We start from the raw sequence: 25243 nt of genomic DNA, 5'->3' as shown, positions 1-25243 counted from the left end.
CGGTTAACGGCACCCGCCCCGGTGAATTTAGCGAGCACCGGAAATTTCTCCGGCTGCGCCCCGCAGCTGGGCCATGACCGCTATGAGCTTGTCGGCATACGCCGGATCGGTGGCATAGCCAGCCGCCTGGATTCGGCGCGCTGCCTCGATCTCGTCGCGTGCCTGCAGCACGGATTCATAACGCGGACTTCCGCCTATCAGGCGCGCGTAGTCGGCGAACGCCGCCGCATACGAACTGTAGGCACGGAAAGGTTCCACTACCTTGCGCGGCACACCGTCCCGGTATTCAGTGGTCAGGACCTCGACCACCTTGCCCGTCCACCCGGATCCGGCCTTTATGCCGAACAGGTTGTGACTGGTCGCGCCGTTCTCGTACTTGAGCTCGCGACGGCCCCAGCCCGACTCCAGAGCCGCCTGGCCCAGTATCAGCCGCGCTGGCACACCGGTCTGCTGCGCCGCGTGCCGGGCCGCGTCCGCCATGCGAGAAACGAAATCCACGACATGCGGCGGCGCCCCCTCGGAGGCGGCGAGCACGCGGTCGCGCGCGCGATTGCGCTGCAGAACGTCGAGCAGCGCGGCTATCTGCCGTGGCGGAGCTCCGTCAGCCCCTTTCTGTGCCGCTGCGGCCCCTGGCGCTCCGATGGCGCGCTCACGAACGTCCCCCTGCAACTCCGATGGATGGCTCTGATGCATCTGCCGCAGCATTGCATTCGCCAGGCCTACCCCCGGGTCGGCCAGCTGCAGCGCCAGCTGCTCGTCGCCCATCGTGCGCAGCATCTGCGATTGCTGCGAATCGAACAGGCCGCCCTTGGGCGAGGCTTCGCGCATGCGCTTAAGCAACATCTGCAGGAACAAGGCTTCCACTTGCGTGGCGACCTGCTTGTGTTCGGCAGCGGTAGCAGATGATGCAGAGACGCCGCGTTTCAGGTCGGCCAGGCGCCCAAGATCAAACACGGACTGCTGGCTGCCGGGCCTGGGGGTATAACTGACGAACGCCATATCGATCAGATGATTTCGAGGTCGGCCCGCAATGCGCCGGCCGATTTCATGGCCTGCAGGATCGCAAGCAGATCCTGCGGCGTGGCGCCCAGGGCATTCAGCGCCTTCACCACATCGGCCAGGTTGGCGCTGGTACGCAGGCGATGCAGCGCGCCGTCCTCCTGCCGAACCTCGATCTGCGTGCTCGGAACCACCACCGTCTGGCCGCCCCCGAAGGGCGTATCTGGCTGGGATACCTGCGCTTGCCGGTTGATGATGACGGAAAGACTGCCGTGCGCCACGGCCGCCTCGTCGATCATGACAGTCTGGTTCATGACCACCGAACCGGTGCGCGCGTTGATGATGACTTTGGCAGTGGCCGGCGCGCGCCGCACCTGCAGGTTCTCGACCTGGGCCAGAAAGGCGGCCTGATCGCTCGCTCCCAGCGGCGCGCGCACCTGAACCACGCGCCCGTCCACGGCAGCGGCGGTACCCGGGCCGAACGCCCGGTTCAAGGCCGCCACGACATTCTGCGTCGTGCCGAAATCCGTCACATCCATTTCAAGGTAGATGTGACCGTCATGCGCGAACGACGTGGGGACGCTGCGCTCCACGATGGCGCCGGCCGTGATCCGGCCGCCGTTGAGCTGGTTGATCTGCACGCTGGAGCCGCCGGCGGAAGCCCCCGCGCCGCCGACCAGGATATTGCCCTGCGCAATGGCATACACCTGGCTGTCGGCGCCCTTCAGGGGGGTCATCAGCAGCGTGCCGCCGCGCAGGCTCTTGGCATTGCCCATCGACGACACCACCACATCCAGGCGCTGGCCGGGACGCGCGAACGGCGGAAGCGTGGCGGTCACCATGACGGCCGCCACGTTCTTCAGCTGCATATTGCTGCCCGGCGGCACCGTGATGCCCAACTGCGACAGCATGTTGGTCAGGCTCTGCTGGGTGAAAGGCGTCTGGCGCATCTGGTCCCCGCTGCCGTCCAGGCCCACGACCAGACCGTAGCCGATCAGCATATTGCCGCGTACGCCCTGAATCGAGGCCAGGTCCTTGATTCGCTCGGCGTGCACTGCACCGCACAATGCGAACAGGGATAGCGCCAGAACGGCCACACGGCGGGCCACTGCGAAGATCAGAAACGAGCGGTTCATGGTCAGAACGGAGAAGCAATCAGGAAAAACCGTTGCAGCCAGCCCATGGTTTGCACCTCGTCCATGACCCCCTTGCTGCGGTATTCGATGCGGGCGTCGGCGACCTGCGTCGATGACACGGAGTTCGCGCCCGTGATAGAACGCGGGTCCACCACGCCCGAGAACCGCACGTACTCGCTGCCGCGGTTGATCGCAATCTGCTTTTCTCCGGCTACCTGAAGATTGCCATTGGGCAGCACACCGATCACGGTCGTGGTGATGGTGCCGGTGAACGTATTGTTGGCGCTTGAATCGCCCTTTCCGGACGCCTTGTTCGAACCGGCCGCTTCGGTGTCCAGCTTGGCGTTGGCCCAGCTGTCCATGAAGCCCGGCGCGGCCGCCACGCCCAATCCGACGCTGCCGCTGCGGTCGGTATTGGTGGCCACATTCTTCGCCGCATTGGTGCGCTCATTGAGTACAACCGTCACAATATCGCCGACGTTGCGCGGCCTCCGGTCTTCGAACAAGGGGTAGTTGCCGTAGACGCGCGGTTGGTAGATCGAGCCGTTGGGTTGCGCCGCGGGCGCCGGTGGCGCGGGAGGCACGGCCGTCACCGGCCCGATCACGATGGGCTCTGGAGGAATCATCGCGCAACCGGCGGCCGCGCCCACCAAGCAAACCGCAGAAAGTATGCGCAACACATTCATGGACATCACAGCTGCGTCAGGCGGGCCAGCATCTCATCCGAGGTTTTCACAGCCTTGCTGTTCATCTCGTAGGCGCGTTGCGTGGAGATCATGTTGACCAGCTCTTCGGCCACATTCACATTCGAGGTTTCGACGTACTGCTGCAAGATCGATCCCGCCCCGTCGATGCCCGGCTGCAGGATATTCGCAGGGCCCGACGAATCGGTTTCCAGATACAGGTTCTCGCCAATGCTCTGCAGGCCCGGCGGGTTGATGAAGGTAGCCAGTTGCAACTGGCCGATCTGCACGTTCAGGCCGGCGGCGCCGGGCTGGGTGATGGATACGGTCCCGTCCTTGCCGATCGTCAGCGACAGCGCATTGTCCGGCACATTGATGGGCGGCTGAATCACATACCCGCCTGCGGTGGTCAGCTGTCCGTTCTGGTCTACTTGCAGTGCGCCATCGCGAGTGTAGGCTTGCGTGCCGTCCGGCAGGTCGACTTGCAGAAATCCCTTGCCTTCGATGGCAATGTCCAGCTCGCCGCCGGTGTTGTTCATGTTGCCCTGGGTGAACACGCGCTCGGTCGATGCGACCCGTACACCGGTGCCCAGCTGCAGTCCGGTAGGCAGCTGGTTGGCATCGCCCACCTGCGCTCCAGGCTGGCGCAACGTCTGGTACATCAAGTCCTGGAAGATGGCCCGGCCACGTTTGAAACCATTGGTCTGGACGTTGGCCAGGTTGTTGGAAATCACGTCCATCGAGGTCTGCTGACCTTCCAGGCCCGTCTTGGCGATCCAAAGCGAACGCATCATGATGAATACTCCTGGGGCGGCCTGTCAGCCGGCCCACAAAAAATTGACTGCCTCAACTCGTCGCCAGCAGGCTGTTGGCGCGCTCGGCATTCTGGTCGGATTCGCTGATGACCTGCATCTGCATCTCGAACCTGCGCGCGTTCTCTATCATGCCCACCATAGCCTTGATGGGGCTGGCATTACTGCTTTCCAGCACCCCCGCCATGATCCGCAAGGCCGGGTCGGCCGGCAGCGCGATGGGAGGCTGACCCGGCGCCTGCGCCAAGCGGAACACACCGTCATCGCCGCGCACCAGCGCCTCCGGCGGCGGATTCACCAGCTTCAGGCGTCCCAGGTTCAGGATATTGTTGGGCGGGTCCCCCGCGCCGAGCGCCGTGATCGTGCCATCGCCGGCGATGGTCAGCGTGGCAAGCTCGGGCACGTCGACCACGCCGTTCTGGTCGGACAGCACCGGCTGACCCTGCGCCGTCTGAAGCAGTCCGTTGACCCCGACCTGCAAATTGCCCGCGCGAGTGTAGGCCTCGCCTAGCGGCGTCTGCACGGCAATCCAGCCGGGGCCCGCCAGCGCCACATCCAGGGCGCGGCCGGTGGCGTCCATATTGCCTGCCTCGAAATTGCTGCCCGGCGTCGATGCCACGGTTGAAACCCGGGTCGGCAGCGAAGTGCCATCCAGCACCGGCACCGCCCGGTACATCGCCAACTGCTCGCGAAATCCGGGTGTACTGACGTTGGCCATGTTGTTGCTGAGCACGGCCTGCTTTTCGCCGATTCGCGCCGCGCCGCTCATGGCGGTGTAGATAATTCGATCCATGCCTGTCTACCGTGCTCCGGATCGCGCGTCAGCGCATATTGATCAGCACTTGCATGACTTCGTCCTGCGTCTTGATCGTCTGGGCATTCGCCTGGTATGTGCGTTGCGCAATGATCATGTTGACCAGTTCACGGCTCATGTCCACGTTTGACGCCTCGAGGGCCTGACCCACCACCGGACCCAGGCCGTTGGTGCCCGGCTGGCCCAGCATGGCCTGGCCCGACGCGGAGGTCTCGGCCCACGCGTTATTGCCCACGGGCTGAAGGCCCTGAACGTTGTTGAAGTTCGCCAGCGCCAGCGTACCCACCACCGCGTTCTCGCCATTGCTGTAGTTGGCTTGCAGAGAGCCGTCCTTGCCCACGGAAATGCCGGTGAACTCGCCACTGGAATAACCGTTCTGAACGACCTTGGGCGAGAAGTCGCTGCCGTACTGCGTCACGCCGTCATAGCTCATCGTGATGGCCAGGGGTTCGGCAGGAGAGGTGGCGCCGCCCGGATTTGCGAAGCTCAGGTTCACGGTCGGCGCCGAGGTCAGCCTGCCGGCCGAATCAAAGGTCAGCGGCTGGCCGCCTCCCCAGGCGCCCCCGGCTTCCGTGGTCGGCGCCATGGCTTCACCGTCCAGCGCGTAATAGACCTCGTACACACTCTCGCCGGCCGCGTTGGCGGGGCGCTTGACGAAATACTGCGTGACCTGATGCGCGTTGCCCAACGAGTCATACACGGTGGTCGGAACCGAGTCCGTGTAGGTGGATGCCTGTGCGGGGTCGAACCCGACGGCGGGATCAATGGGCGCCGCGTTGGCGTTCAAGTTGGTTTGCAGGCCCGCTGTGGTGGTGGCGTTGGGCGCGATATTGCCCTGGGGCAGCCGCAGGTCCACCGGAGCCGACCCCACCGCGCCGGCCGCGTAGCCGGTCAGGCGGTAGCCCTGCATGTTGGTGATGTAGAAGTCTTTGTCTACCAGGAACTCGCCGTTGCGTGAATAGACCACCCCGCCGCTGGGATCGGTCAGGCGAAAAAAACCCTTGGGGCCGTCGATGGCAATATCGTACTCACCCCCCGTCGTGGTGACGGTGCCCACCGTGAAGCGCTGATTGATGGCCGCCACCTTCACGCCCAGGCCGACGCGCGAGCTGGCGTAGACGTCGGCGAACGAGGCCGAGGCAGACTTGAAGCCCACCGTGCCCGAGTTGGCAATGTTATTACCGATCACGTCCAGATTCTGTGCCGCTGCATTCAGGCCGCTCAATCCTTGTCCGAAACCCATGTGTGTTCTCGCTCGTCTGTGAGTGTCTAGTATTGCCGGCACGCTACGCGCCGGCAGCCATGACCAGGTACCGTCAGGTACCCAGCACCTTGCGCACGTCCAGTACGCTGATCTGCCCTGCCAGGCCCAGGTCCAGGCGCAACCCCTCGGTGGAGTACGCGACGCTCTTGACCTGCCCATAAGTCAGGGCTTCGGCCTTGACCTTCTTTCCATCGGCATCGGAGGCCACGATATTGACCGTGTACTTCCCGTCCGCCAGCGCCTGTCCGCCGTCGTTCGTTCCATCCCATTCCAGAGTCAGCACACCGGCGTCCTGTGCGCCCAGTTCGACAGTGCGCACCACCGAGCCGGATGCGTCGAGAATCTTCACCGTGACCTTGGCCGCATCGCCTTGCACATCCACGCCGAACGGCGTGGCCACCCGTTTGGAGGGATCGTTCACATCCGTACCCAGCGATACCTTTGCACCCGGAATGAGCACGCCCTTGCCTATCATCGCCACCGCGTTCATGGACTGCGAAACGTCTATCTGCCCACTGATCGCCAGCAAGGTGTTTTTCAGATTGTTGATCCCTTCCACGGTCGAGATCTGCGCCAGCTGGGACGTCAGCTCGGCGTTCTCCATGGGGTTCAGGGGATCCTGGTTCTTGAGCTGGGTGACCAGCAAGGTCAGGAAGCGGTCCTGCAGGCCTTGCGCGCTACTGGCGCTGCTCTGCGCCAGCGCCATCGCCGTGGTGTCCGTGTAGTTGTTGACCGTGGTCATCCGAAGGCTCCGATCCGGGTTACGACTGACCGATGGTCAGCGTCTTCATCATTAGCTGCTTGGCCGTGTTCAACACCTCGACGTTGGCCTGATACGAGCGCGACGCCGCGATCATGTTCACCGTCTCTGCCACCGGGTCAACATTCGGCATGTTCACGTAGCCCTGGGCATCCGCCAGCGGATGGGCCGGGTCATAGAGCCGCTTGAAAGGCGCAGGGTCCTGCACCACGCCTGCCACGCGCACGCCGCCTATCTCCCTGCCATAGGCCTGGCCTGGCGGCGGGTTCACCTGGAATACGACTTGCCGGGCTCGATACGGCTGTCCATCGGGGCCAACCGCGCTTTCGGCATTGGCCAGGTTGCTCGCCGCCACGTTCATGCGCTGCGACTGGGCCTGCAGGGCAGAGCCGGCGATACTGAAGATGCTGGTCAGTGACATGGCTGTTTGGCGCCCTATTCCTGGATGGCGGACATCATCGAGCGGATGCGGCCGGACACTAGTTGAAGCGTGCTTTGATAATGCATGGTGTTATCGGCGAACTGCACGCGTTCGGCGTCCATGTCCACCGTGTTGCCATCCACACTGGGCTGGAAGGGAAGCCGATACTGCAGCTCCACCGGATTCGGCGTGACGGCCTTCCCGGGAATATGCCGAGCGGAGGTCAGCGCCAGGCTGGTGTCGGGCAATCGCATGCGCGTATCCAGCGCGTCGCGCATGGCGGCCTGGAAATCGAAGTCCCGCGCCTTGTAGTTCGGCGTGTCCGCATTGGCAATATTCGAGGACAGAACCTCCTGTCGTTGCGCACGCAAGGCGAGCGCCTGCTGGTAAAAACGGAAGTCCTCGTTGAGCCTGTCTAGCATCTTTTAGCGCTTGCCCGGTTGGTTGGCATGGAAATGGACGCACATCCCACTTCTTCGGCATGACGGCATATTAGGGGCGGCGTCCGCCGCACAATCATCCAAATAACCCGTTATTTCCGAGCCAATTCGCGTCTTGCGCCACCGTCCTCACTTCTACAATCCCGACATGCCATCGCGAACTCGCATCCTTGCAGGACTGGTCCTGGGTGTCCTGATGTCGGCCAGCTTGCCAAGCTGGCCGAAGCCGGGACCGGAAAGTGCGCACGCCCCCGCCATCTCGCGGGCGGCCGAAGCGTTTCTGCGCGAACAACTGGCCTCCGTACCCGGCGAGCTGAGCATCACACTCGACCCGATCAACACCGACCATGCTGCGCCCTGCACGGGCTTGGCGCCGTTCATGCCTGCCGCGTTGCGGTTGCGGTCCCGCATGACCATCGGTATGCGCTGCACCGCGCCACGGCCCTGGACGCTGTACATACAGGCCACGGTCAGCGTGCAGGCTCCGTACTACGTGGCCGCACACACGATTCCGCCCGGCCAGGCCATTCAGCCCGGCGACCTCGCCTCGCGGCAGGGCGACCTGGTCACTCTGCCGCGCGACGTGGTCGTCGACGCGGATGCCATCCTGGGCAGGCGCGCGCGCTACCGCATCAGCGCCGGACAGCCGATCAAGGCAACCGCGCTGCGCAGTGGCGACGCCGTGACTAGAGGCCAGCCCGTTCGTATCACGGCACGGGGGCCGGGTTTCGTCGTCAGCAGTGAAGGCGAAGCGCTGGGCGACGCGCCGCCCGGGGCACCCGTACAGGTACGAACCAGCTCGGGCCAGATCGTCAGCGGCATTGTGCGCAATGCCGCTCTCGTGGAGATTGTCCTCTGATGTTACAAATCGCGAATCGGAATGGGCACTTACCGCTAAAGTTCGGCTTCCGGCGGCCGTTACAAAGACCACAGCCGGCAGACCTGTTGCGCGCCTGCCGGCGCCACGCCTCGCGGAGAACTTCTTGAAAATCACACCCCCCGCTTCCCGCCCGATCGGAAGCCAGGCGCCCAGCGGGCGCGCCGACGCGCTGGGCCCGGCTGGCCCGCTGAGCGGAGCGCCTGTTGCCTCCAGCGCGCAGGTCGCGCTCAGTCCTGCATCGCGTCAGCTGCTGGCATTGCAGGATGGCGGCAAAGATATCGACATCGAGCGCGTGGCAGCCATCCGCGCGGCAATTGCATCGGGCCAGTTGCAGATCGATGCGGGCCGGATCGCTGACAGCCTCATAGCCAGCGCTCGCGACCTGCTCAAATAACTTTCGCCTCAAGCCCCCGTTCATGGACATGCCCGAAAACCTGCTCGACTGCCTGATTCGCGAAACCGCGCTGGTCAGCGAATATTCGGCCCTGCTCGACAACGAAACCCAAGCCCTGGTCGACCGTGCGGCTTTCGACCAGCTCGCCGAACTGGCGCCTCGGAAAGAGGCGCTGGCCTCGCAACTGGCCGCGCTGAGCGATCATCGCGACGCCTTGCTGCACAGCCTCGGACTGCCTGGCGGACACGAGGGCACGGAACAGGCGGCTGCCGTCGACGCACAAGTGCGCACGGCCTGGCGGACCCTGCTTGAAGAGGCAAGCAGCGCCCGCGAGCGCAACAGCCGCAACAGCGCGCTGGTCGAGCTCAGTCTCAGGTATACACAGCAATCGCTGGATGCCTTGAGCGCGCTGGTCGGTGTGGCCGGCGCGGGAACCTATGATGCCCAGGGCCGTGGCCGGCGTGGTTACGGCGTCAAAAGTATTGTGGCGGCCTGAGTTCAGGCAGCCGCTTCAAGCATAGAGAAAATCTTCAGCAGGACTTCGGGGGCATTGCGAGCATTCAGTTTGCGGCGATGCCCGACTGCACCGCTCAGCAAAGGCCCGAGCACCGCGGCGCCGGGCGCGTAGGCGGCCTGCCAGCAGGCCGCACCCAATTGTGCCGCCACGCTTGCCTTGCCCGGCAGGTCCACAGCGCATGTCGCGCCGAGCAACGCCGACCACGCGTGCGCCATGCCCCGGAAAGCACGCCGTGCCTGCTCCTGCCTGGCGAGCCAGCGAGCCACCGTGGCGGCGTCGGCCGCGTCGGGCGACAGATTCGTCAAGCCGAACAATTGCCCCAGCACCGTGCCATCCGAGGCCACCATGCGCGCGCACACCAGTCTCGTTCGGCGGGCGGGACCGGCCCGCTGAATCACCGTGACCTCGGTGCCGGAAGCCCACAACGTTGCCGGCCCGGCTTGGGAAGCCTCCCCATGCAGACCTGGAACTCCGGCTGGCGCGGGCCATTGGCCCGCAGGCAGATAGCCCAGGGCCTTGCCCACGGCGTTGAGAATGGTCGGGCAATCATCGTGCAGCACTTTCAAGGTGCCGGTATGCCGCGCTACCCACAGAGCGCCGTGCGGAAGCCCGCGCCACAGCGGCTGGGTGCCATTATCCAGTACGTGCACAAGTGGAACGCCAGGCAAGCCCGCCGCCAGTGCCGCCACTCGGGCTTCCAGCTCGTCGCTTCCACGGCGACGGACGGCGGAGTCTGCCATCGCGGCGCCTGGGCCCGGCCAATCGACGACGGGCAACGCCGCGCCCAGGGCCAGCCCCCGATCGCTGAGCATCAGGGCGGCGTGCAGGCGACCGCCCGGTAGATCGGCGGCACGCAAGGCAGTGGCGCCGTGCACCGCCAGCATATGCCGGTCGCACGACGCCGAAAAGGCCTGCTGGATGGACCTGAAGTCGGCGCCGGCCGCAGCAGGCGCGGACGGCGATTCGCCCCTTGCGCAATGATGGCGCCAGGCGCTGCGTGCCCGGGTGCAGGCCGCGTCGCGATCCATCCACGATGTGGCTTCGGCCACTACAGCCGGGCCCCGCGCCTGGTTCGGCAACAGCGCGGCCGCCAGCCACAGCCTGCGGTGCCGCGCTTGAACACCGGCGGTCTGGACCGCCGTGGACGCGCGCAGCAGCGCCGCCATGTCGGCCTCGCTGGGTGCGTACAAGGCTGGCATGCGCTGCGGCGCGGCCAGCGCCTGGTCCACCAAAACATCGGCGCGCGCCAATTCCAGGTCCTCCGGCACCTTCTGTCCCACGCATACGTAATGCACCGGCAGACGGTGGCGGATGGCTGTGTCCAGCGCCGGCCCCAGGCGAGATGCTTCATCCAGCTTGGTCACGATGCAGCCGGCCACATCGACGTCGGCGCCAGTGCGGTACGCATGGGCCACCTCGTCCAGCGTATCGCCTTGGCTGGCGGCATTCAACACCAGCAGGCGCCGTACCGGCATGCCCGCCCCGCACAGCAACGCCGCTTGTGCGGCGACTTTCTGGTCGCGCTGGCTGATGCCGGTCGTGTCGATGAGGATGAACCTGCGCCTGCCCAATTCGGCCAGTGTGGTGCGCAATTCGGCCGCGTCACGCACCGACCGGGCCGGCACGCCCATCAGCCGGCCATAGATCTGCAGTTGTTCCAACGCGCCGATGCGGAAGTGGTCGGTGGTCAGCATTGCGACCTGTTCGCGGCCCTCGCGCGCAACGCATCGCGCCGCAAGCTTGGCCAGCGTAGTGGTCTTGCCCACCCCGGTCGGTCCTACCAACGCATAAACCCCCCCTCGCGAGAACAGGTCTTCCTCGTGGGCCAGGACCGGCAGGTGGGTGATGAGTTCGTTGCGCGCCCAAGCCTGCGCGTGGCGCAGCTCCAGGCCGTCAGGCAGGCGCTCAAGCATGGCGCGCACCAGTCGGGCGCTGAAGCCGGCGTCCAGCAACGTCCGGTACAGCGTCGCCCTGAGCGGTTCGCGCCCGGGCCCGTTGGCGCCGCCCCACAGCAGGCCGTCAAGCCGGGTTTCCATGGCGCCGCGCAACGCTCCGATTGCGGACTCCAGCCCGGCGACCACGTCAGTGCTGCGGGTATCGCCGGTCGGCAATGCCGTCGACAGCGTACCGATTGCGGAAGGCTCCACAGATTCGGACAGCGGCAAATCAAGCGCGGCAAGCACTTCAACGCCTTCGGGCACGCTTCGATTGGATACGATCAACGCGTCCGGACCCAACGCGTCGCGCACCTGCCGCAAAACTTGCCTGCTGGTCGCGCCGATGAAACGGCTCAGCTTCATGCCCCCGCCCCGATCAGGCTGGTGACGCGCAGCATCCGCTCATCGGGAATCTCAGCATTGGAAAGTACGCCGAGCTGGGGCAAGTGATGCCGCAGGAAGCGAGCCAGTGGCGCGCGCAGCGGCGGCGATACGACCAGCACCGGCGCATCGCCCTGGGCCTCCTGGCGGGCCACGCTGCTTTGCGCTTCGCGCAGCAAGGTATCCGCCAGGCCGGGTTCCAGTCCCCCGCTGGTGGTCAGCGCCTGCACCAGCACACGTTCCAGCTTGACGTCCAGGCCAATGACGCGCAGCTCTCCATCGCCGGGGAACCATTGCTGCGTGATGGCGCGCCCCAAGGCGCGCCGCGTCAGCGCGATCAATTCGGGCACGACGTCCGCCTGCGCGCCGGTCGTTGCGGCTTGCGCCGCCAGTCGCGGCGCGTGCTCGGACAGCGTATCGACGATCGAACGCATGTCGCGGATCGGCACTTCCTCGGCCAACAGGCCCTGCAGCACTTTCTGCAGCGTCGTCAGGCTGAGTGTCTTGGGCACCAGATCCTCTACCAGCTTGGGCGCCTCGGCGGCGATCCGGTCCAGCAGCTGCTGGGCTTCCTGGCGGCCAAGCAGACTTGCGCCATGGCGATGCATCATATGGTTCAGGTGCGTGGCCACGACCGTGCTTGCATCGACCACGGTGTAGCCGGCGGCTTGGGCCGCGTCTCGCTGGGCGCTGTCTATCCATGTCGCAGGCAAGCCAAACGCGGGATCCGTGGTGGGCGTGCCTTTCAGACTAGTCGTCACCCCGCCCGGGTCGATGGCAAGCCATTGATTGGGCATCGCCACGCCGCGGCCGATCTCCACGCCAGACAGCAGGATGCGGTAGTCGTTCGGCTTGAGCTCCAGATTGTCGCGGATATGCACGACGGGAGGCAGAAACCCGACGTCCTGCGCAAATTTCTTGCGCAGGCTGCGGATACGATGCAGCAGTTCGCCGTTCTGGGCGTGATCAACCAGCGGAATAAGGCGGTATCCGACTTCGAGCCCCAGCGGATCTACCATCGACACGTCGTCCCAGCTGGCTTCCGCGGCAGCCGCCTGGGCCTGGGCGGCCGCCTGGGCAGGCTTGCCGGCCGATGCCCGCGCGGCCTCCAGCGCCCTGCGCCGCAGAGTCCATCCGGTGGCTGCGAGCAAACCCGCGAGCGTCAGGAAGGCCAGGTGGGGCATGTTGGGAATCAGGCCCATCATGCCGATGATGCCCGCCGTCAGAAACAGTACGCTGGGATTCGAGAACAGCTGCGTCAGGATCTGCTGCCCCACGTCCTGGTCGGTGGATACGCGAGACACCACGACACCCGCCGCAGTGGAAATGACCAGGGCCGGGATCTGCGCCACCAGGCCGTCTCCGATGGTCAGCAGCGTGTAGACGCGCGAAGCGTCGCCGACCGACATATCATGCTGGGCCACGCCGATGAACAAGCCTCCCAGCACGTTGATCACCATGATCAGCAGGCCGGCGATGGCATCGCCCCGCACGAACTTGCTGGCGCCATCCATCGAGCCGAAGAAGTCGGCTTCCTGCGACACTTCGGCTCGGCGCCGGCGGGCTTCGTCTTCGCCTATGAGCCCGGCATTCAGGTCGGCGTCGATCGCCATCTGCTTGCCCGGCATGGCGTCCAGCGTGAATCGGGCACCCACTTCGGCGATGCGTCCGGCCCCTTTCGTGATGACGATGAAGTTGATGATGGTCAGGATGACGAAGAGAATCAGCCCGACCGCGAAATTGCCGCCCACCAGGAAGTGCCCGAAGGCTTCAATCACCTTTCCCGCCGCGTCCGGACCTGTGTGCCCATGCAATAGCACCACCCGGGTCGAGGCGACGTTGAGCGACAGGCGCAGCAGCGTGGCGAAGAGGAGCACGGCAGGGAAGGCTGCGAAGTCCAGCGGCTTGCGCGTGAACATCGCCACCAGCAGGATCATTACCGAAAGAGCGATGTTGAAAGTGAAAAGCAGATCGAGCAGGAAAGTGGGCAGGGGCAGCACCATCATGCCCAGCACCAGCACGATCAATACCGGGCCGGCCAGCAGCCTGGCGTTCGCCGCGCCGTGGGTCTTAAAAGCGGATAGCAATTCACTCATGCGTATGACTCTCTCGGGCGGTGGCGCGACGAAGCGTCAGCCAGCGGATCCAGGTCGGCAGGTACGGGCAGGCTGGCTGGGGCCGTGGGCTCTGCACCCCACTCGGTCCGCCAGCTGCGCAACTGGAAGACCCAGGCCAGCACCTCGGCAACGGCGGTGTACAGGGCCGCCGGGATCTCCTGGCCTATGTCTACATGCTGGTGCAGGGCGCGGGCCAGGGGCGGGGCCTCCAGAACAGGAACGCGGTGCTCGGCGGCCAGTTCACGGATGCGCGCCGCCACCAGTCCCCTGCCCTTGGCCACGACCCGCGGCGCGGCCTCGCCCTCGGCATATCGCAATGCCACCGCGTAATGCGTCGGGTTCGTGACCACCACATCGGCTCGCGGCACCTCAGTCATCATGCGCCTGCGGGCCATGGCGCGTTGCTGCTGGCGGATCCGGGCCTTGATGTGAGGGTCCCCGTCGCTTTCCTTGTGTTCCTGCCGCACGTCCTCTTTGGACATGCGCAATTTCTTCAGATGGCTCCACATCTGCCAGGGAACATCCAGCACCACGATGATTGCCAGCGATGCAACAATCAAGGCGGCGCACAGCGCCACCAATTCCAGGGCACGCGCCAGCGCGGCGGTGGGTGCGGCATGCATCAGCCCCAGCATCTCGTCGCGATGACTGGAAATGACGGCTACAGCCACACTGCCGACCAGCAATGCCTTCGCTATGGCTTTGACAAGCTCCACCACAGTCTGCGCGGACGCCATGCGCTTGAGGCCCGACCACAGACTCAGTTTGGACAACTTCGGCTGCAAAGGCTTGCCCGACAACACAAAGCCTCCCAGCAGCACACTGCTCAGTACCGCAACCACCATGAGCACGGCAAAAATGGGCATCATCAGCCACAAAACCTGTCCGGCGCTATTGACGGCCTGTGCCACCATGATTCCGTCGTCGCGCGCCAGTCGGGAATCGAAACCCAGCCCGGCGCCCAGCACGCCGGTCAGGCCTCGATACAGCAGAGAACCGCTGAGCCACAGCGCGCCTGCGCCCGCGGCCAGCAGCAGAAAGGTACCGAGCTCGCGCGAGCGCGCGATCTGCCCTTCTTCGCGCGCCTTTTCCAGGCGCCGAGGTGAAGCAGATTCGGTTTTCTCAAGATCGCTTTCGTCGGCCATGCTCGCGGTGTCTTTCGCCGTCCGCGCATCGAAACGGGACGGCCCGCCGAGATTCTAGAATCCCGGGCTCGCGAACGATCAACCAAGAAGCAGGCGTAAACCGCTGCTATTCGGCGCCGCTGTGCAGAAATACTAGAAACCCAGGCTTGCCAGCAGATCGTCGACCTGGTCCTGGCTGGTCACCACGTCGGCCTTTCCCGCTGGACTGACCTGTGGTCCGTTCAGCAGCGTCTGGGCCTCGTCGCGCCGCTCCTGAGGCACGTTGTCCAGCAGCACTTGCAGCAGTTCCCGCTCTATTGCGCCCACAACGTCCATCATGCGCATGATGACCTGTCCGGTCAGGTCCTGGAAATCCTGGGCCATCACGATTTCCATCAGGCGGTTCTGGGTTTGCTGAGCATGGGCGGGGACCTCCCCCAGAAAGGCTCGCGTATCCTTCACCAATTCGCGCGCCTCGGGCAATTCCAATGGCTGGTCGAACCATTGTTGCCAGCGTGCGTCCAGCGCTTGAGCCGAGCGTGACAACTGTTCCTGCAGCGGCGTAGCCGCGTCCGTGGCGTTCAACACCCTGTTGGCCGCCTGCTCAGTCATCTGGGCGACATAACGCAATCGGTCACGCGCGTCAGGTATGGCCTGCGCCGCGTCTTTGATCGCCTGGTCCAGACCCAGCTCGCGCATACTGTCGCGCAGCATGCGCGTCAGCGAGGCGATTCGGTGGATCAGATCGCCAGGGTCTCCGGTATTGCTTGATTCCAATGCGCTCATACGTCCCCTCAGGCGGCGAGTTTCTCGAAAATCTTGTTAAGTTTTTCTTCCAGGGTGGCGGCCGTGAAGGGCTTGACCACATAGCCACTGGCGCCCGCCTGAGCGGCAGCCACAATGTTCTCTTTTTTTGCCTCGGCCGTCACCATCAGTACCGGCAACTTCTTCAGCGCGGCATCCGCCCGGATCTGCTTGAGCATTTCCAGTCCGTCCAGGTTTGGCATATTCCAGTCGGAAACGACGAACTGGAAATCGCCATTGCGCAGCTTCTCGAGCGCGATGGCACCGTCTTCCGCCTCGTCTACATTTTCGAAACCGAGCTCTTTGAGCAGGTTTCTGATAATGCGCCTCATGGTAGGAAAGTCATCCACCACGAGAATCTTCATGCCCTTGTCGATCATTTTTCACTCCAGTAGTTGTTCGTTGATCCACGCCCGCCATCCGGACCGTCGAAAGCCATGACGATCCTGGGAGTCGGCAGGCCTGGTCAGGTTGGTCGGCCCCGGCCTCAGACGCGGGTTGCGCGGTCGCCCAGCCTGCTCAAGATGCGCTCACCCATGGCCCATAAGGGCACGACCTCGGCGGCGGCTCCCAGCGCGATGGCCTCGCGCGGCATTCCGAATACCACGCAGCTTGCTTCGTCCTGCGCCAGCGTATGTGCCCCCGCCTGCTTCATGGCCAGGAGGCCGGCGGCTCCGTCCTTGCCCATGCCGGTCAGGATGACGCCGATCGCGTTGGCCCCCGCCGCTTGCGCCGCCGACCGGAACAGCACATCCACCGACGGCCGATGGCGGTTGACCGGGTCGGTCGCCTCGAGCTCGATGATGTAATTGGCACCGCTGCGTCCTAGCTTCATATGGGTTTCGCCCCCCGGCGCAAGATACACATGCCCTGGCAGAACCCGTTCGCCATGCGTGGCCTCGCGCACCGTCACGGCGCACAAGGCGTCGAGGCGCTGCGCGAATGAGCGCGTGAATCCGGCCGGCATATGCTGGGTGATCAACATGGCGGGGCTGTCGGCTGGCATCGGCATCAGCACTTCGCGTATGGCTTCGGTGCCGCCCGTGGATGCGCCCATCATGACAAGCTTTTCCGAGCTGGCGTATGGACTGCGCAGACGTTGGGGGGTATTCGCCACCGGGGCGACCCGCGCAGGCGGACGCAGCCGCGCCCGCGCTGCCACGCGGATCTTGTCGGCAATCAGTTCCGAGTACTCGAGCAGCCCATGGCGTATGCCCAACTTGGGTTTGGTCACGAAGTCGATGGCGCCCAGTTCCAGAGCCCGCATCGTCGTTTCGCCTCCGCGCTCGGTCAATGACGACACCATGACAACCGGCATGGGTCGCAGCCGCATCAGCTTTTCAAGAAAGTCGAGTCCGTCCATGCGTGGCATTTCCACATCCAGCGTCAGGACATCCGGATGGTGCTGCTTGATCAGTTCGCGTGCGACCAGGGGGTCTGGGGCGACAGCCACGACCTCCATGTCAGGATGCGCGTTGATGATCTCGGTCATCAGCCCTCGCACCAGGGCTGAATCGTCGACGCACAGAACCCGGATCTTCTTCATTCTCGCAGCCTCAACGGTGCGGGTGCGTGGCCACGCACTCGTAAACGGTCTGGCCGCGCAGGCGGAAGTCGCGGCTGATATAGGTGAAATTTTCCGAATGCCCGGCAAACAGCAGTCCGCCCTCTTTCAGCAACGGGACGAACCGGTTCAGAATGTTGGCCTGAGTGGGCTTGTCGAAGTAAATCATGACGTTGCGGCAGAAAATCGCGTCGAAGCGTTCCGTGTGCGGCCACGCAGGAGCCAGCAAGTTCAGGGACTCAAACCGCACCATCGACGCCAGCTCCGGGCGCACTCTCACTTGTCCGGCATTCGCGCCTCGTCCGCGAAGGAAGAACCGCTTCAACCGGTTCGCGTCCATTCGAGCAACGCGTTCCGCGGCATATACGCCAGTTCGCGCGCGATCCAATACCTGTGTGTCGATGTCAGTGGCCAGGACACTGGCGCGGGTGGCCCGCGCGCCGAGCGTCTCTGCCAGCGTGATCGCGATGGAATAAGGCTCTTCGCCTGTGGACGCGGCGCAGCACCATACCGAGATGGGGTCGGAACGGTTGCGAACCAGATCCGCGAGTATGGGAAAGTGATGCGATTCGCGGAAGAATGCCGTGAGATTGGTCGTCAGTGCGTTGACAAAGTCTTCCCACTCCCGTGCCCTGGGATCGCTTTCCAGATGGTCCAGGTAGCCTGCAAAATCTTGCCTGCCCAATGCGCGCAGCCGGCGGGTCAGCCTGCTGTACACCATCTCGCGCTTGTGCTCGCCCAGCGAGATGCCTGCGCGCTCATGGATCATGCGGCGCACGCGCGCAAAGTCGGCTTCCTGGAAGTCGAAAGGCCGTTCGGCTTGTAGAGCGGCACCCGCAGCGGAACTTGCCATGGCGTCAGTGCTGCAAGGCCAAGGCGCCCCTGGGGCCGGCCGCCCGACTCCCCGGGGGCTTGATGGCGGTCCGGGCATCGCCCACCTGAGGGGCGTCCACTTCGATCACCTCTCCCGCGTTGATCTTGAATACCGCCACCGCCTCGGCCAGCTGCTGCGCCTGCTCCTGCAGCGATCCCGCCGCCGCGGCCGCCTCTTCCACCAGCGCCGCGTTCTGCTGCGTGACTTCATCCATCTGCGACACCGCGCGATTGACCTGATCTATCCCGCCCGACTGCTCTTCCGAGGCCGCCGATATCTCGCCCATGATGTCCGTCACCCGCTTGACCGAGGCCACGATCTCCTGCATCGTCGCCCCGGCACGCTCGACCTGCTGCGAGCCCGTGCCCACCTTGCTCACCGAGTCCTCGATCAGCACCTTGATCTCTTTGGCCGCCTGCGCACTGCGCTGCGCCAGCGAGCGAACCTCGCCCGCCACCACCGCGAACCCCTTGCCCTGCTCGCCCGCCCGCGCCGCTTCCACCGCCGCGTTCAGCGCCAGAATATTGGTCTGGAACGCGATGCCATCAATCACTGACACAATCTCCGATATCTTGCGCGAACTCGCCGATATCGCCTGCATCGTGTGCACCACCTCGGATACTGCCGCACCGCCACGCTCGGCCACGTCCGACGCGCTGGCCGCCAGCTGGTTCGCCTGGCGTGCGTTGTCCGCGTTCTGCTTGACCGTCGAGGCCAGCTCTTCCATCGACGCCGCCGTCTCCTCCAGCGACGCCGCCTGCTGCTCCGTGCGGCTGCTCAGGTCGGTGTTGCCCGACGCTGTCTCGCGCGAGCCCACGTTGATCTCATCCACTCCGCGGCGAACCTGCGACACCGTACGCGCAAGGTTCTCCTGCATGCGCTTGAGCGCCGCGAACAGCTGCCCGATCTCGTTGCTGTTGCGCACTTCCACGCGCGCCGTCAGGTCCCCACCCGCGATCTTGTCGAAATGCTGGCCGGCGAGTTGCAGCGGCAGCAGAACGCGCCGCCGTAGGAAGGCATACGTGGCCCAGACCAGCAACCCCGCCATGCCGCCGCCCAGCCCTACCGCGATCAGTACACCCTGGTAGCGCTGCGTTGCCTTTAGATAACGGTCCTGAAGCAAAGCAGAGCGCCAGGAATCAAAAGCGCCCACCGCCTGAGAAAAGCGCCCTTCCAGCGTATCGTGCAGCAATTGCGCAGTTGTCTGGTAAGCCGCCAGATCGGCCTGTTCCAGCGCGCGGAGCATCGGAACGACGCCCTGATTCACCACGGCGCTATAGGCAGCGTCGACCTCGGCCAGGATGTCGTGCGAGGCTTCGGGGCGCGGAAGGCCCTTGAAATGCTCAAACTCGGACTGGGTTTGCGTCATTGCCACACTGGCCGCTTGCAGCAGACCTCGCGCGTCCGGGCCCGGGCGGCTGCCTGCCGCGGCCGTCGCGCTGACTCGCTCGGCATAGCGGGCATTTTCCGCCCGTGACACGGCGTTCACCCCCTCTTGATAGCGATTGAGGGCGCGTGCCAAGGCATCCCCGACGTCCTGGGCCTGCCGGATCTCTGCCAGGGTCGTGTTACTGACCCGCAACGAAACGACGCCGAGCGCCGCGCCTATCACCAGCAGCAACGAGAAAAAGGCCAGCACGATCAGCAGGCTGGTGCGTATCTTCATGTCGGCCAGGAACTTGCGCATGATTGAAACCGATCTCCAACGATGAACGGCAGGGGGCCTGCACCAGGCCCTGCCGCCCGCCCCTTACGATGCCGCCTTCTCGACCAGCGCCATTTCGTCGCTGGTCATCAGCTTTTCGATGTCGACCAGAATAAGCATGCGGTCGTCGACAGTGCCCAGGCCGGTGAGATACTCGGTGGACAACGTCGCACCGAACTCTGGCGCCGCCCTCACCTGCCCGGCATTCAGCATCAGTACATCCGAGACCCCATCCACCACGATCCCGACCACACGATGATCCAGGTTGAGGATGATCACCACGGTTTGCTCGTTGTACTCCACGCGACCGAGGCTGAACTTGATCCGCAGGTCAACGATAGGCACGATGATGCCGCGCAGGTTCGTCACCCCCTTGATGAACGTGGGCACGTTGGCGATTCTGGTCACGGTGGCCGCGTCATACCCCCGAATCTCCTGCACCTTCAGGATATCGATGCCGTACTCTTCTTCGCCCAGCGTGAACACCAGGAACTCACTGCCGACGTCTTCGACGCGCGCGGCCTGCGTATGCGGTTTGGCTGCCATGATGATTCTCCGTCAATTCAGTACGGCGTCGGGTTGCGCCCATTTCTCGCGATTCGCACGCGCCAGCGCAAACACATCCACGATGAGTGCCACACTGCCGTCGCCCAGAATGGTCGCCGCCGACACGCCGGGAACTTTGCGATAGTTCGATTCCAGATTCTTGACCACGACCTGGTGCTGCCCCACCAGGTGATCCACCAACAATGCGAACCGGCGGTCCTGCGCCTGCATGATCACGGCAATCGCCTGCGTGGGGTCAGTCTGCGCACCCGCAACGCCAAATACCCGATGCAGTTCCACCAAAGGGAGGTACTCGCCACGGACCTGCATCACGCGCTCGTCGCCGGCCACGGAATACATCTGTTCCGGCACGGGCTGCAGGGACTCCGTGACATGGTTCAACGGCAAAATGAAGGTTTCTGCTCCGACCCGCACTGACATTCCGTCCAGGATGGCCAGCGTCAGGGGAAGCACGATGCGCGTGGTGGTGCCTTCGCCCGGCACGCAGGAAAGCTGCACATGTCCGCCCATGTCCTGGATGTTGCGACGCACGACATCCATGCCCACGCCGCGGCCCGAGATATCCGTGATCTGTTCGGCCGTTGAGAAGCCCGGCGCGAAGATCAATTGCCAGACCTCTTCATCGGGCGTGTTCTCATTGACCGCCATGCCCTGCGCCATGGCCTTCTTCAGGATCCTCTCGCGGTTCAGGCCGGCGCCGTCGTCACTGACCTCGATCACAATATTGCCGCCGTTATGCTCGGCCGACAGAATCAGCTGTCCCACCGGGTCCTTGCCCGCGGCGATCCGCTTTTCAGGCGTCTCTATGCCGTGGTCCAGACTATTGCGCACCAGATGGGTCAGCGGATCGATGATGCGCTCGATCAGGCTCTTGTCCAGCTCTGTCGCCCGGCCATAGGTCTGCAATTCGATCTGCTTGCCCATCTTGACGGCGATGTCGCGGACCAGCCGCGGAAAGCGGCTGAACACGTAGTCCATGGGCATCATCCGGATCGACATCACCGCTTCCTGCAGGTCGCGTGCATTGCGTTCGAGCTGCTCCATGCCGTTGAGCAGGCGGTCGTGAAGCACGGGATCCAGCGTCGAAGCCGTCTGGGCCAGCATCGCCTGAGTGATGACCAGTTCGCCCACCAAGTTGATGATCTGATCGACCTTCTCGACGCCCACGCGTATCGATGTTGATTCTTTGTCGGCGCTGGAGGCCGGCGCAGCTCGGGCTGGCTTTCCCGCGCCCCCGCTGGCTCCCTTCTCGCTGGCGGAACTCCCGTTCGCCGCTGCGGGACCGGTGCCCGCCTGCGGTGAGGCACAGATAACAGAGACTGGCGCGGCGTCTGCAGGCATGTCTGCCTCGCCCGGTTTCGGCGGTGCACCCCTGCGCAGCTCCAGCTGGCTGGCGTCGACAATAAAGCAGCACACCGCCTCGATGTCGCCCGCCGAGCAAGTGGTGTCGACCCACACGGTCAGGCCGCCATCCTCGCGCTCATGCCCGAGCACCTTGCCCAGATTGCCCATTTCTTCCACCAGCGCCTGGGCATCCCGGTCTGATATGCCTGCAATGCTTAGCTGGTATGGCAGGTTCGACCCACCCGTGGTATCCGCGGCCGGCAGCGGCGCTGCCGTATCGACCGGCGTCGGGTTGGCCGGCGAGGCGGGCTCGCCAGTCATCGCCACCGGCATATCTACGCGGGTGGCGGAAGGATTCCGCTCGTGCTCGTGAGCCAGTTGCCGCAGGACTGCACAGATCCTTTCATATACAGCCTCTTCCGGCTCTTCCGAAGCGCGGTAAGTGTCCAGTTGGCTCTTCAGCACGTCTTTGGTTTCCAGGAAGATATCCACCATGTCGGAACGCAGCGCCATCTCGCCGCGCCGGATCGCATCCAGCAGGTTTTCAAGCAGATGGGTTGTGCCGGCAAGATGCTGGAAACAACCGAACGTCGCCGCGCCACCTTTGATGGAGTGCGCCGCCCGGAAGATGGCGTTCAGCTGCTCGACGTCAGGGTTGTTGACGTCCAGCATCAATAACAACTGTTCCATCTCGGCGAGCAGTTCGTCTGCCTCGTCGAAGAACGTCTCGTAGAACTGACTGAGATCCAGACCGCCGCTCATAGACCGTTTGCCTTTATTCGTTCATGCTCGTGCGTCGGGCTGAGCGCCGAGCAGTTCAGATGCCAGCTCCAACAGCACGGCCGGATCCAGCGGCTTGTTCAACCAGCCCGAAACGCCCAGGTCGCGTGCAGCGCTCTTGCATTGCCCGTCATCTTCGGTGGTCAGCACCAACACAGGCAGATTCCGGTATCGCGGGTGGGCGCGCAAATTCTGTATGAGCGCCAACCCGCCCATCACCGGCATGTTCCAGTCGCTGACCAGCATATCGACAGGGCTGGAGTCCGCGATTTCCAGCGCCTTGCTTCCGTCGCTGGCGGTCAGCACGCGCCAACCAGCCTCGCTCAATGTCGCCTCGACGATCATGCGCATCGTTGCCGAGTCGTCCACCACCAATATCGTTGCCGTCATGACTACCTTGCCGTATCGCCGGGCGTGGCCTGATCTGCCAGAGCATCGCCGATCTCGCCGGCATTGCGGCCGCTCAGGTCGGCCGCAGCCGCGTTCTCCTGCTCGATCTGTTGCTGGGTACGTCGGTTCAACACCACCAGGCTGATGCGACGGTTAACGGCAGCATACGGATCATCTTTAACCAGGCTCATGCTGGAAGACAGCCCCTGAATGCGCATCAGCTTGCCCTCGGCCATACCGCCGGCCACCAGTTCCTGACGTGCCGCGTTGGCACGGTCGGCGGAGAGTTCCCAATTGCTGTAGGCGCGTTCGCCGCGTGCATACTGGGTGGCATCGGTATGCCCGGCGATGCTGATTTTGTTGGGAAGCTCGTTGAGCACTGGCCCGAGCTCGCGAAGAATATCCCGCATATAGGGCTGCACCTCGGCGCTGCCGGTGGCATACATCGGCCGATTCTGGTTGTCCACGATCTGGATGCGCAACCCTTCAGTCGTCATGTCGATCAGCAGTTGCGGGCGGAAATTCTTCAGTACAGGGTTTTCCTCCAGCATGGCGTCCAGCCGCCGCTTCAGGCGCTCCAGGGCATGGCGATCGCGGCGTTCCGAGTCTGGCTGCACCTGCGCCTGCACGCGCTGACCGTCGGCCTTGCGCACCTCGCCCTCATCGCGCAACGGATCGCGCCCGCCGCCCGGTATGGCGCTGGTCTCGGCCGACTGGTTGGGCCCGCCGGTCAACGCCACCTTCAGCGGCGTGCGGAAATATTCGGCCAGACCGCTCAACTCTTCCTTGGGCACGATGGCAATCAGCCACATGACAAGGAAGAACGCCATCATCGCGGTGATGAAGTCCGCATAGGCGATCTTCCAGCTGCCGCCGTGGTGCACGGGCCGGGCAATGCGCTTGCGGCGCACCACTACCCTGTGATTGTTCAGCGAACTCATCTGCCGCCCCGTCAGGCGCGGCCGGTGGCGGCGGACTTGGCCTGGCGCACGTGCTCTTCCAGCTCACCGAACGAGGGACGCACCGAAGAGAACAGCACCTTCCGGCCGAACTCCACGGCGAGCTGGGGCGGATATCCGTTCATACTGGCGAGCAGCGTCACCTTGATGCACTCGAGCACCTTGACCGATTCGGCGGTGCGCTGCCCCAGACGGGCCGCCAACGGTCCAACGAATCCATAGGCCAGCAACACGCCCAGGAACGTACCGACCATGGCCTTGGAGATAAGATCGCCCAGCACCGCGGGCGGCTGGTCTACCGAGCCCAGCGCCTTGATCACGCCCAGCACTGCCGCGACGATACCGAAGGCCGGCAACGCATCGGCTACCTGCTGCAGGGCGTGGCAAGGGACATCGCGTTCATGACGATAAGTTTCGATTTCCTCGTCCATCAGCGTTTCGATCTCGAAGGAGCTCATGTTTCCGCTGATCATGATGCGCAGGTAATCGGTAATGAACTCCATCAGGCGGGCGTCTTGGCGAATGCGCGGATACTCGCTGAAGATAGCGCTCGCATCGGGATCTTCGATATGCGATTCGATGGCCATCAGGCCCTCGCGGCGCGCTTTGTTCAAGAGGACGTACAAGAGGGCCATGAGTTCCATGTAGACCTCTTTACTGTATGGGGCTCCCTTGACGGCCTGCGGCAGCGCCTGTCCCATCAGCACCAGCGATTTGCGGCTGTTGCCCGCCAGGAACGCGCCAAGCGCAGCGCCCGCGATCAGTGTCAACTCAAACGGCTGGTACAGCGCGCCCAGATGGCCGCCCAAAGCTACAAAGCTGCCTATCACGGCAACGAGCACCACCGTATAACCAATAACAATCAACACATCGGGCCTCTGCCATCGAATCTGGAGTTGGCGACAATGATCACCCGTCAACCCGTGCGTAAAAGCACGGGTTACGGGGATTTTTCAGGGGCTTTTGGACTTATTGCCGGCCACTCAGGCGCGGCCGGTGGCAGCCTGGGTGGCCACTGGATGTCCGTCTCGCTGCGCTGCACGGGCGCGGGCCGCTGCCCGCGTTTTGCCCGCGCGAGGCGGCGGACGGCAGATCGCACAGATGAAATCGCCCTGCGGATCATGCGCGTGCGCGATGAAATGCCCACCGCACTGCCGGCATGGCGACAACTGGAGCATGCCGCTATCGAAGAAGCGGACCAGCATCCATGCGCGGGTAAAACTGAGCAGGGGCTCATCGCCCTGGTTCTCCACGCCGGCGTGTTCCAGATACAAGCGGTAGGCGTCGATGGTCGCCCGAATGCCGCGATTGGCGGTACGTGTATTCAGGAACGAGTACACGTTATAGAACAGCGAAGAATGGATGTTGGGCAGCCAGGTCATGAACCAGTCCACCGAGAACGGCAGCATGCCCTTGGGAGGCGAACACCCACGGATTTCGCGATAAAGGCGGGAAAGCCGGTCGTGACTGAGCCGGGTTTCGGCCTCCAGCACTTGCAACCGTGCACCCAGTGAAATCATGGCGCTGGCAAGAAGGATGTCGTCGGCTTCCTGCGAAACGCTTTTGGCTGGCATGGT

General features: G+C 64.1%; 26 protein-coding genes. 3 read left to right on the top strand and 23 right to left on the bottom strand.

Annotation, left to right across the window (positions count from 1 at the left end):
* Window positions 1–27: 27 nt before the first annotated feature.
* The 9 genes from flgJ to flgB all read right to left on the bottom strand — a co-directional run bounded on the left by flgJ (window position 28) and on the right by flgB (window position 7311).
* A complete protein-coding gene (gene flgJ / locus ACV17W_RS01655; protein WP_462594727.1) occupies window positions 28–999 on the bottom strand; it encodes a flagellar assembly peptidoglycan hydrolase FlgJ in 972 nt (323 codons plus the stop codon).
* Between the two features lie 5 nt (window positions 1000–1004).
* Window positions 1005–2135: a flagellar basal body P-ring protein FlgI gene (locus ACV17W_RS01650; protein ID WP_462594726.1), complete on the bottom strand. Its 1131-nt coding sequence runs from the start codon at window positions 2133–2135 to the stop codon at window positions 1005–1007.
* Between the two features lie 2 nt (window positions 2136–2137).
* On the bottom strand, window positions 2138–2827 hold the full coding sequence (locus ACV17W_RS01645) for a flagellar basal body L-ring protein FlgH (RefSeq protein ID WP_462594725.1): 690 nt from the start codon (window positions 2825–2827) through the stop codon (window positions 2138–2140).
* Entirely contained in the window at window positions 2827–3612 is a 786-nt protein-coding gene (gene flgG, locus ACV17W_RS01640) for a flagellar basal-body rod protein FlgG (protein ID WP_462594724.1), read from the bottom strand. Before flgG ends, ACV17W_RS01645 begins: the two co-directional genes overlap by 1 nt.
* Window positions 3613–3664: 52 nt before the next feature.
* A complete protein-coding gene (locus ACV17W_RS01635; protein WP_462594723.1) occupies window positions 3665–4423 on the bottom strand; it encodes a flagellar basal body rod protein FlgF in 759 nt (252 codons plus the stop codon).
* Between the two features lie 28 nt (window positions 4424–4451).
* The gene (flgE, locus tag ACV17W_RS01630) at window positions 4452–5687 is read right to left on the bottom strand and encodes a flagellar hook protein FlgE (RefSeq protein WP_462594722.1); all 1236 of its coding nucleotides are present in this window, start codon (window positions 5685–5687) and stop codon (window positions 4452–4454) included.
* Between the two features lie 73 nt (window positions 5688–5760).
* Window positions 5761–6450, bottom strand: coding sequence for a flagellar hook capping FlgD N-terminal domain-containing protein (locus ACV17W_RS01625; protein WP_462594721.1), 690 nt, complete (start codon window positions 6448–6450; stop codon window positions 5761–5763).
* A 19-nt stretch (window positions 6451–6469) separates the two neighbouring features.
* The gene (gene flgC, locus ACV17W_RS01620) at window positions 6470–6889 is read right to left on the bottom strand and encodes a flagellar basal body rod protein FlgC (protein WP_462594720.1); all 420 of its coding nucleotides are present in this window, start codon (window positions 6887–6889) and stop codon (window positions 6470–6472) included.
* Between the two features lie 14 nt (window positions 6890–6903).
* Window positions 6904–7311, bottom strand: coding sequence for a flagellar basal body rod protein FlgB (gene flgB / locus ACV17W_RS01615; protein ID WP_462594719.1), 408 nt, complete (start codon window positions 7309–7311; stop codon window positions 6904–6906).
* A gap of 166 nt (window positions 7312–7477) precedes the next feature.
* Here flgB and flgA point away from each other — a divergent pair, with 166 nt between their 5' ends.
* The 3 genes from flgA (at window position 7478) to ACV17W_RS01600 (ending at window position 9099) form a co-directional block, all read left to right on the top strand.
* A complete protein-coding gene (gene flgA / locus ACV17W_RS01610) occupies window positions 7478–8188 on the top strand; it encodes a flagellar basal body P-ring formation chaperone FlgA (protein WP_462594718.1) in 711 nt (236 codons plus the stop codon).
* A 154-nt stretch (window positions 8189–8342) separates the two neighbouring features.
* Complete coding sequence (gene flgM / locus ACV17W_RS01605) at window positions 8343–8603, top strand: flagellar biosynthesis anti-sigma factor FlgM (RefSeq protein WP_462596425.1); 261 nt, start codon at window positions 8343–8345, stop codon at window positions 8601–8603.
* A gap of 22 nt (window positions 8604–8625) precedes the next feature.
* Window positions 8626–9099 (top strand): flagella synthesis protein FlgN, encoded by a 474-nt coding sequence (locus tag ACV17W_RS01600; RefSeq protein ID WP_462594717.1) that lies wholly within the window; start codon window positions 8626–8628, stop codon window positions 9097–9099.
* Between the two features lie 2 nt (window positions 9100–9101).
* On the opposite strand, the gene flhF is transcribed toward ACV17W_RS01600, so the two are convergent.
* The 14 genes from flhF to flhC form a co-directional block, all read right to left on the bottom strand.
* On the bottom strand, window positions 9102–11420 hold the full coding sequence (gene flhF / locus ACV17W_RS01595) for a flagellar biosynthesis protein FlhF (RefSeq protein ID WP_462594716.1): 2319 nt from the start codon (window positions 11418–11420) through the stop codon (window positions 9102–9104).
* Window positions 11417–13534 carry a flagellar biosynthesis protein FlhA gene (gene flhA / locus ACV17W_RS01590; RefSeq protein ID WP_462594715.1) on the bottom strand — a complete coding sequence of 706 codons (2118 nt, stop codon included), beginning with the start codon at window positions 13532–13534 and terminating at the stop codon, window positions 11417–11419. The genes flhF and flhA overlap by 4 nt, the downstream gene beginning before the upstream one ends.
* The gene (gene flhB / locus ACV17W_RS01585) at window positions 13531–14700 is read right to left on the bottom strand and encodes a flagellar biosynthesis protein FlhB (protein ID WP_462594714.1); all 1170 of its coding nucleotides are present in this window, start codon (window positions 14698–14700) and stop codon (window positions 13531–13533) included. The genes flhA and flhB overlap by 4 nt, the downstream gene beginning before the upstream one ends.
* Before the next feature lie 132 nt (window positions 14701–14832).
* Window positions 14833–15465, bottom strand: coding sequence for a protein phosphatase CheZ (gene cheZ / locus ACV17W_RS01580; protein WP_462594713.1), 633 nt, complete (start codon window positions 15463–15465; stop codon window positions 14833–14835).
* Between the two features lie 8 nt (window positions 15466–15473).
* Window positions 15474–15863 carry a chemotaxis response regulator CheY gene (cheY, locus tag ACV17W_RS01575; protein WP_462594712.1) on the bottom strand — a complete coding sequence of 130 codons (390 nt, stop codon included), beginning with the start codon at window positions 15861–15863 and terminating at the stop codon, window positions 15474–15476.
* Window positions 15864–15970: 107 nt separating this feature from the next.
* On the bottom strand, window positions 15971–17029 hold the full coding sequence (locus ACV17W_RS01570) for a protein-glutamate methylesterase/protein-glutamine glutaminase (RefSeq protein WP_462594711.1): 1059 nt from the start codon (window positions 17027–17029) through the stop codon (window positions 15971–15973).
* A 10-nt stretch (window positions 17030–17039) separates the two neighbouring features.
* Window positions 17040–17900, bottom strand: coding sequence for a CheR family methyltransferase (locus ACV17W_RS01565; protein ID WP_462594710.1), 861 nt, complete (start codon window positions 17898–17900; stop codon window positions 17040–17042).
* Between the two features lie 4 nt (window positions 17901–17904).
* On the bottom strand, window positions 17905–19608 hold the full coding sequence (locus tag ACV17W_RS01560) for a methyl-accepting chemotaxis protein (RefSeq protein WP_462594709.1): 1704 nt from the start codon (window positions 19606–19608) through the stop codon (window positions 17905–17907).
* A 63-nt stretch (window positions 19609–19671) separates the two neighbouring features.
* Window positions 19672–20172 (bottom strand): chemotaxis protein CheW, encoded by a 501-nt coding sequence (cheW, locus tag ACV17W_RS01555; protein WP_462594708.1) that lies wholly within the window; start codon window positions 20170–20172, stop codon window positions 19672–19674.
* A 12-nt stretch (window positions 20173–20184) separates the two neighbouring features.
* Window positions 20185–22299 (bottom strand): chemotaxis protein CheA, encoded by a 2115-nt coding sequence (cheA, locus tag ACV17W_RS01550; protein ID WP_462594707.1) that lies wholly within the window; start codon window positions 22297–22299, stop codon window positions 20185–20187.
* 21 nt (window positions 22300–22320) lie between these two features.
* Window positions 22321–22707 (bottom strand): response regulator, encoded by a 387-nt coding sequence (locus tag ACV17W_RS01545; RefSeq protein WP_462594706.1) that lies wholly within the window; start codon window positions 22705–22707, stop codon window positions 22321–22323.
* A 2-nt stretch (window positions 22708–22709) separates the two neighbouring features.
* Entirely contained in the window at window positions 22710–23648 is a 939-nt protein-coding gene (gene motB, locus ACV17W_RS01540; RefSeq protein ID WP_462594705.1) for a flagellar motor protein MotB, read from the bottom strand.
* Window positions 23649–23659: 11 nt separating this feature from the next.
* Window positions 23660–24535: a flagellar motor stator protein MotA gene (gene motA, locus ACV17W_RS01535; protein ID WP_462594704.1), complete on the bottom strand. Its 876-nt coding sequence runs from the start codon at window positions 24533–24535 to the stop codon at window positions 23660–23662.
* Between the two features lie 114 nt (window positions 24536–24649).
* A complete protein-coding gene (gene flhC, locus ACV17W_RS01530; RefSeq protein ID WP_462594703.1) occupies window positions 24650–25240 on the bottom strand; it encodes a flagellar transcriptional regulator FlhC in 591 nt (196 codons plus the stop codon).
* Window positions 25241–25243: the final 3 nt, after the last annotated feature.

Source organism: Bordetella sp. MIP270_01_BMS, from assembly GCF_054958705.1.
The sequence above is the reverse complement of the archived record's forward strand: the minus strand, read 5'-3'. Positions and strand labels throughout refer to the sequence as shown.

Bases quoted from the DNA above. Each gene is read 5' to 3' on its own strand.
- flgJ (WP_462594727.1), bottom strand. From the start codon at position 999: ATGGCGTTCGTCAGTTATACCCCCAGGCCCGGCAGCCAGCAGTCCGTG.
- ACV17W_RS01650 (WP_462594726.1), bottom strand. From the start codon at position 2,135: ATGAACCGCTCGTTTCTGATCTTCGCAGTGGCCCGCCGTGTGGCCGTT.
- ACV17W_RS01645 (WP_462594725.1), bottom strand. From the start codon at position 2,827: ATGTCCATGAATGTGTTGCGCATACTTTCTGCGGTTTGCTTGGTGGGC.
- flgG (WP_462594724.1), bottom strand. From the start codon at position 3,612: ATGATGCGTTCGCTTTGGATCGCCAAGACGGGCCTGGAAGGTCAGCAG.
- ACV17W_RS01635 (WP_462594723.1), bottom strand. From the start codon at position 4,423: ATGGATCGAATTATCTACACCGCCATGAGCGGCGCGGCGCGAATCGGC.
- flgE (WP_462594722.1), bottom strand. From the start codon at position 5,687: ATGGGTTTCGGACAAGGATTGAGCGGCCTGAATGCAGCGGCACAGAAT.
- ACV17W_RS01625 (WP_462594721.1), bottom strand. From the start codon at position 6,450: ATGACCACGGTCAACAACTACACGGACACCACGGCGATGGCGCTGGCG.
- flgC (WP_462594720.1), bottom strand. From the start codon at position 6,889: ATGTCACTGACCAGCATCTTCAGTATCGCCGGCTCTGCCCTGCAGGCC.
- flgB (WP_462594719.1), bottom strand. From the start codon at position 7,311: ATGCTAGACAGGCTCAACGAGGACTTCCGTTTTTACCAGCAGGCGCTC.
- flgA (WP_462594718.1), top strand. From the start codon at position 7,478: ATGCCATCGCGAACTCGCATCCTTGCAGGACTGGTCCTGGGTGTCCTG.
- ACV17W_RS01600 (WP_462594717.1), top strand. From the start codon at position 8,626: ATGGACATGCCCGAAAACCTGCTCGACTGCCTGATTCGCGAAACCGCG.
- flhF (WP_462594716.1), bottom strand. From the start codon at position 11,420: ATGAAGCTGAGCCGTTTCATCGGCGCGACCAGCAGGCAAGTTTTGCGG.
- flhA (WP_462594715.1), bottom strand. From the start codon at position 13,534: ATGAGTGAATTGCTATCCGCTTTTAAGACCCACGGCGCGGCGAACGCC.
- flhB (WP_462594714.1), bottom strand. From the start codon at position 14,700: ATGGCCGACGAAAGCGATCTTGAGAAAACCGAATCTGCTTCACCTCGG.
- cheZ (WP_462594713.1), bottom strand. From the start codon at position 15,465: ATGAGCGCATTGGAATCAAGCAATACCGGAGACCCTGGCGATCTGATC.
- cheY (WP_462594712.1), bottom strand. From the start codon at position 15,863: ATGATCGACAAGGGCATGAAGATTCTCGTGGTGGATGACTTTCCTACC.
- ACV17W_RS01570 (WP_462594711.1), bottom strand. From the start codon at position 17,029: ATGAAGAAGATCCGGGTTCTGTGCGTCGACGATTCAGCCCTGGTGCGA.
- ACV17W_RS01565 (WP_462594710.1), bottom strand. From the start codon at position 17,900: ATGGCAAGTTCCGCTGCGGGTGCCGCTCTACAAGCCGAACGGCCTTTC.
- ACV17W_RS01560 (WP_462594709.1), bottom strand. From the start codon at position 19,608: ATGCGCAAGTTCCTGGCCGACATGAAGATACGCACCAGCCTGCTGATC.
- cheW (WP_462594708.1), bottom strand. From the start codon at position 20,172: ATGGCAGCCAAACCGCATACGCAGGCCGCGCGCGTCGAAGACGTCGGC.
- cheA (WP_462594707.1), bottom strand. From the start codon at position 22,299: ATGAGCGGCGGTCTGGATCTCAGTCAGTTCTACGAGACGTTCTTCGAC.
- ACV17W_RS01545 (WP_462594706.1), bottom strand. From the start codon at position 22,707: ATGACGGCAACGATATTGGTGGTGGACGACTCGGCAACGATGCGCATG.
- motB (WP_462594705.1), bottom strand. From the start codon at position 23,648: ATGAGTTCGCTGAACAATCACAGGGTAGTGGTGCGCCGCAAGCGCATT.
- flhC (WP_462594703.1), bottom strand. From the start codon at position 25,240: ATGCCAGCCAAAAGCGTTTCGCAGGAAGCCGACGACATCCTTCTTGCC.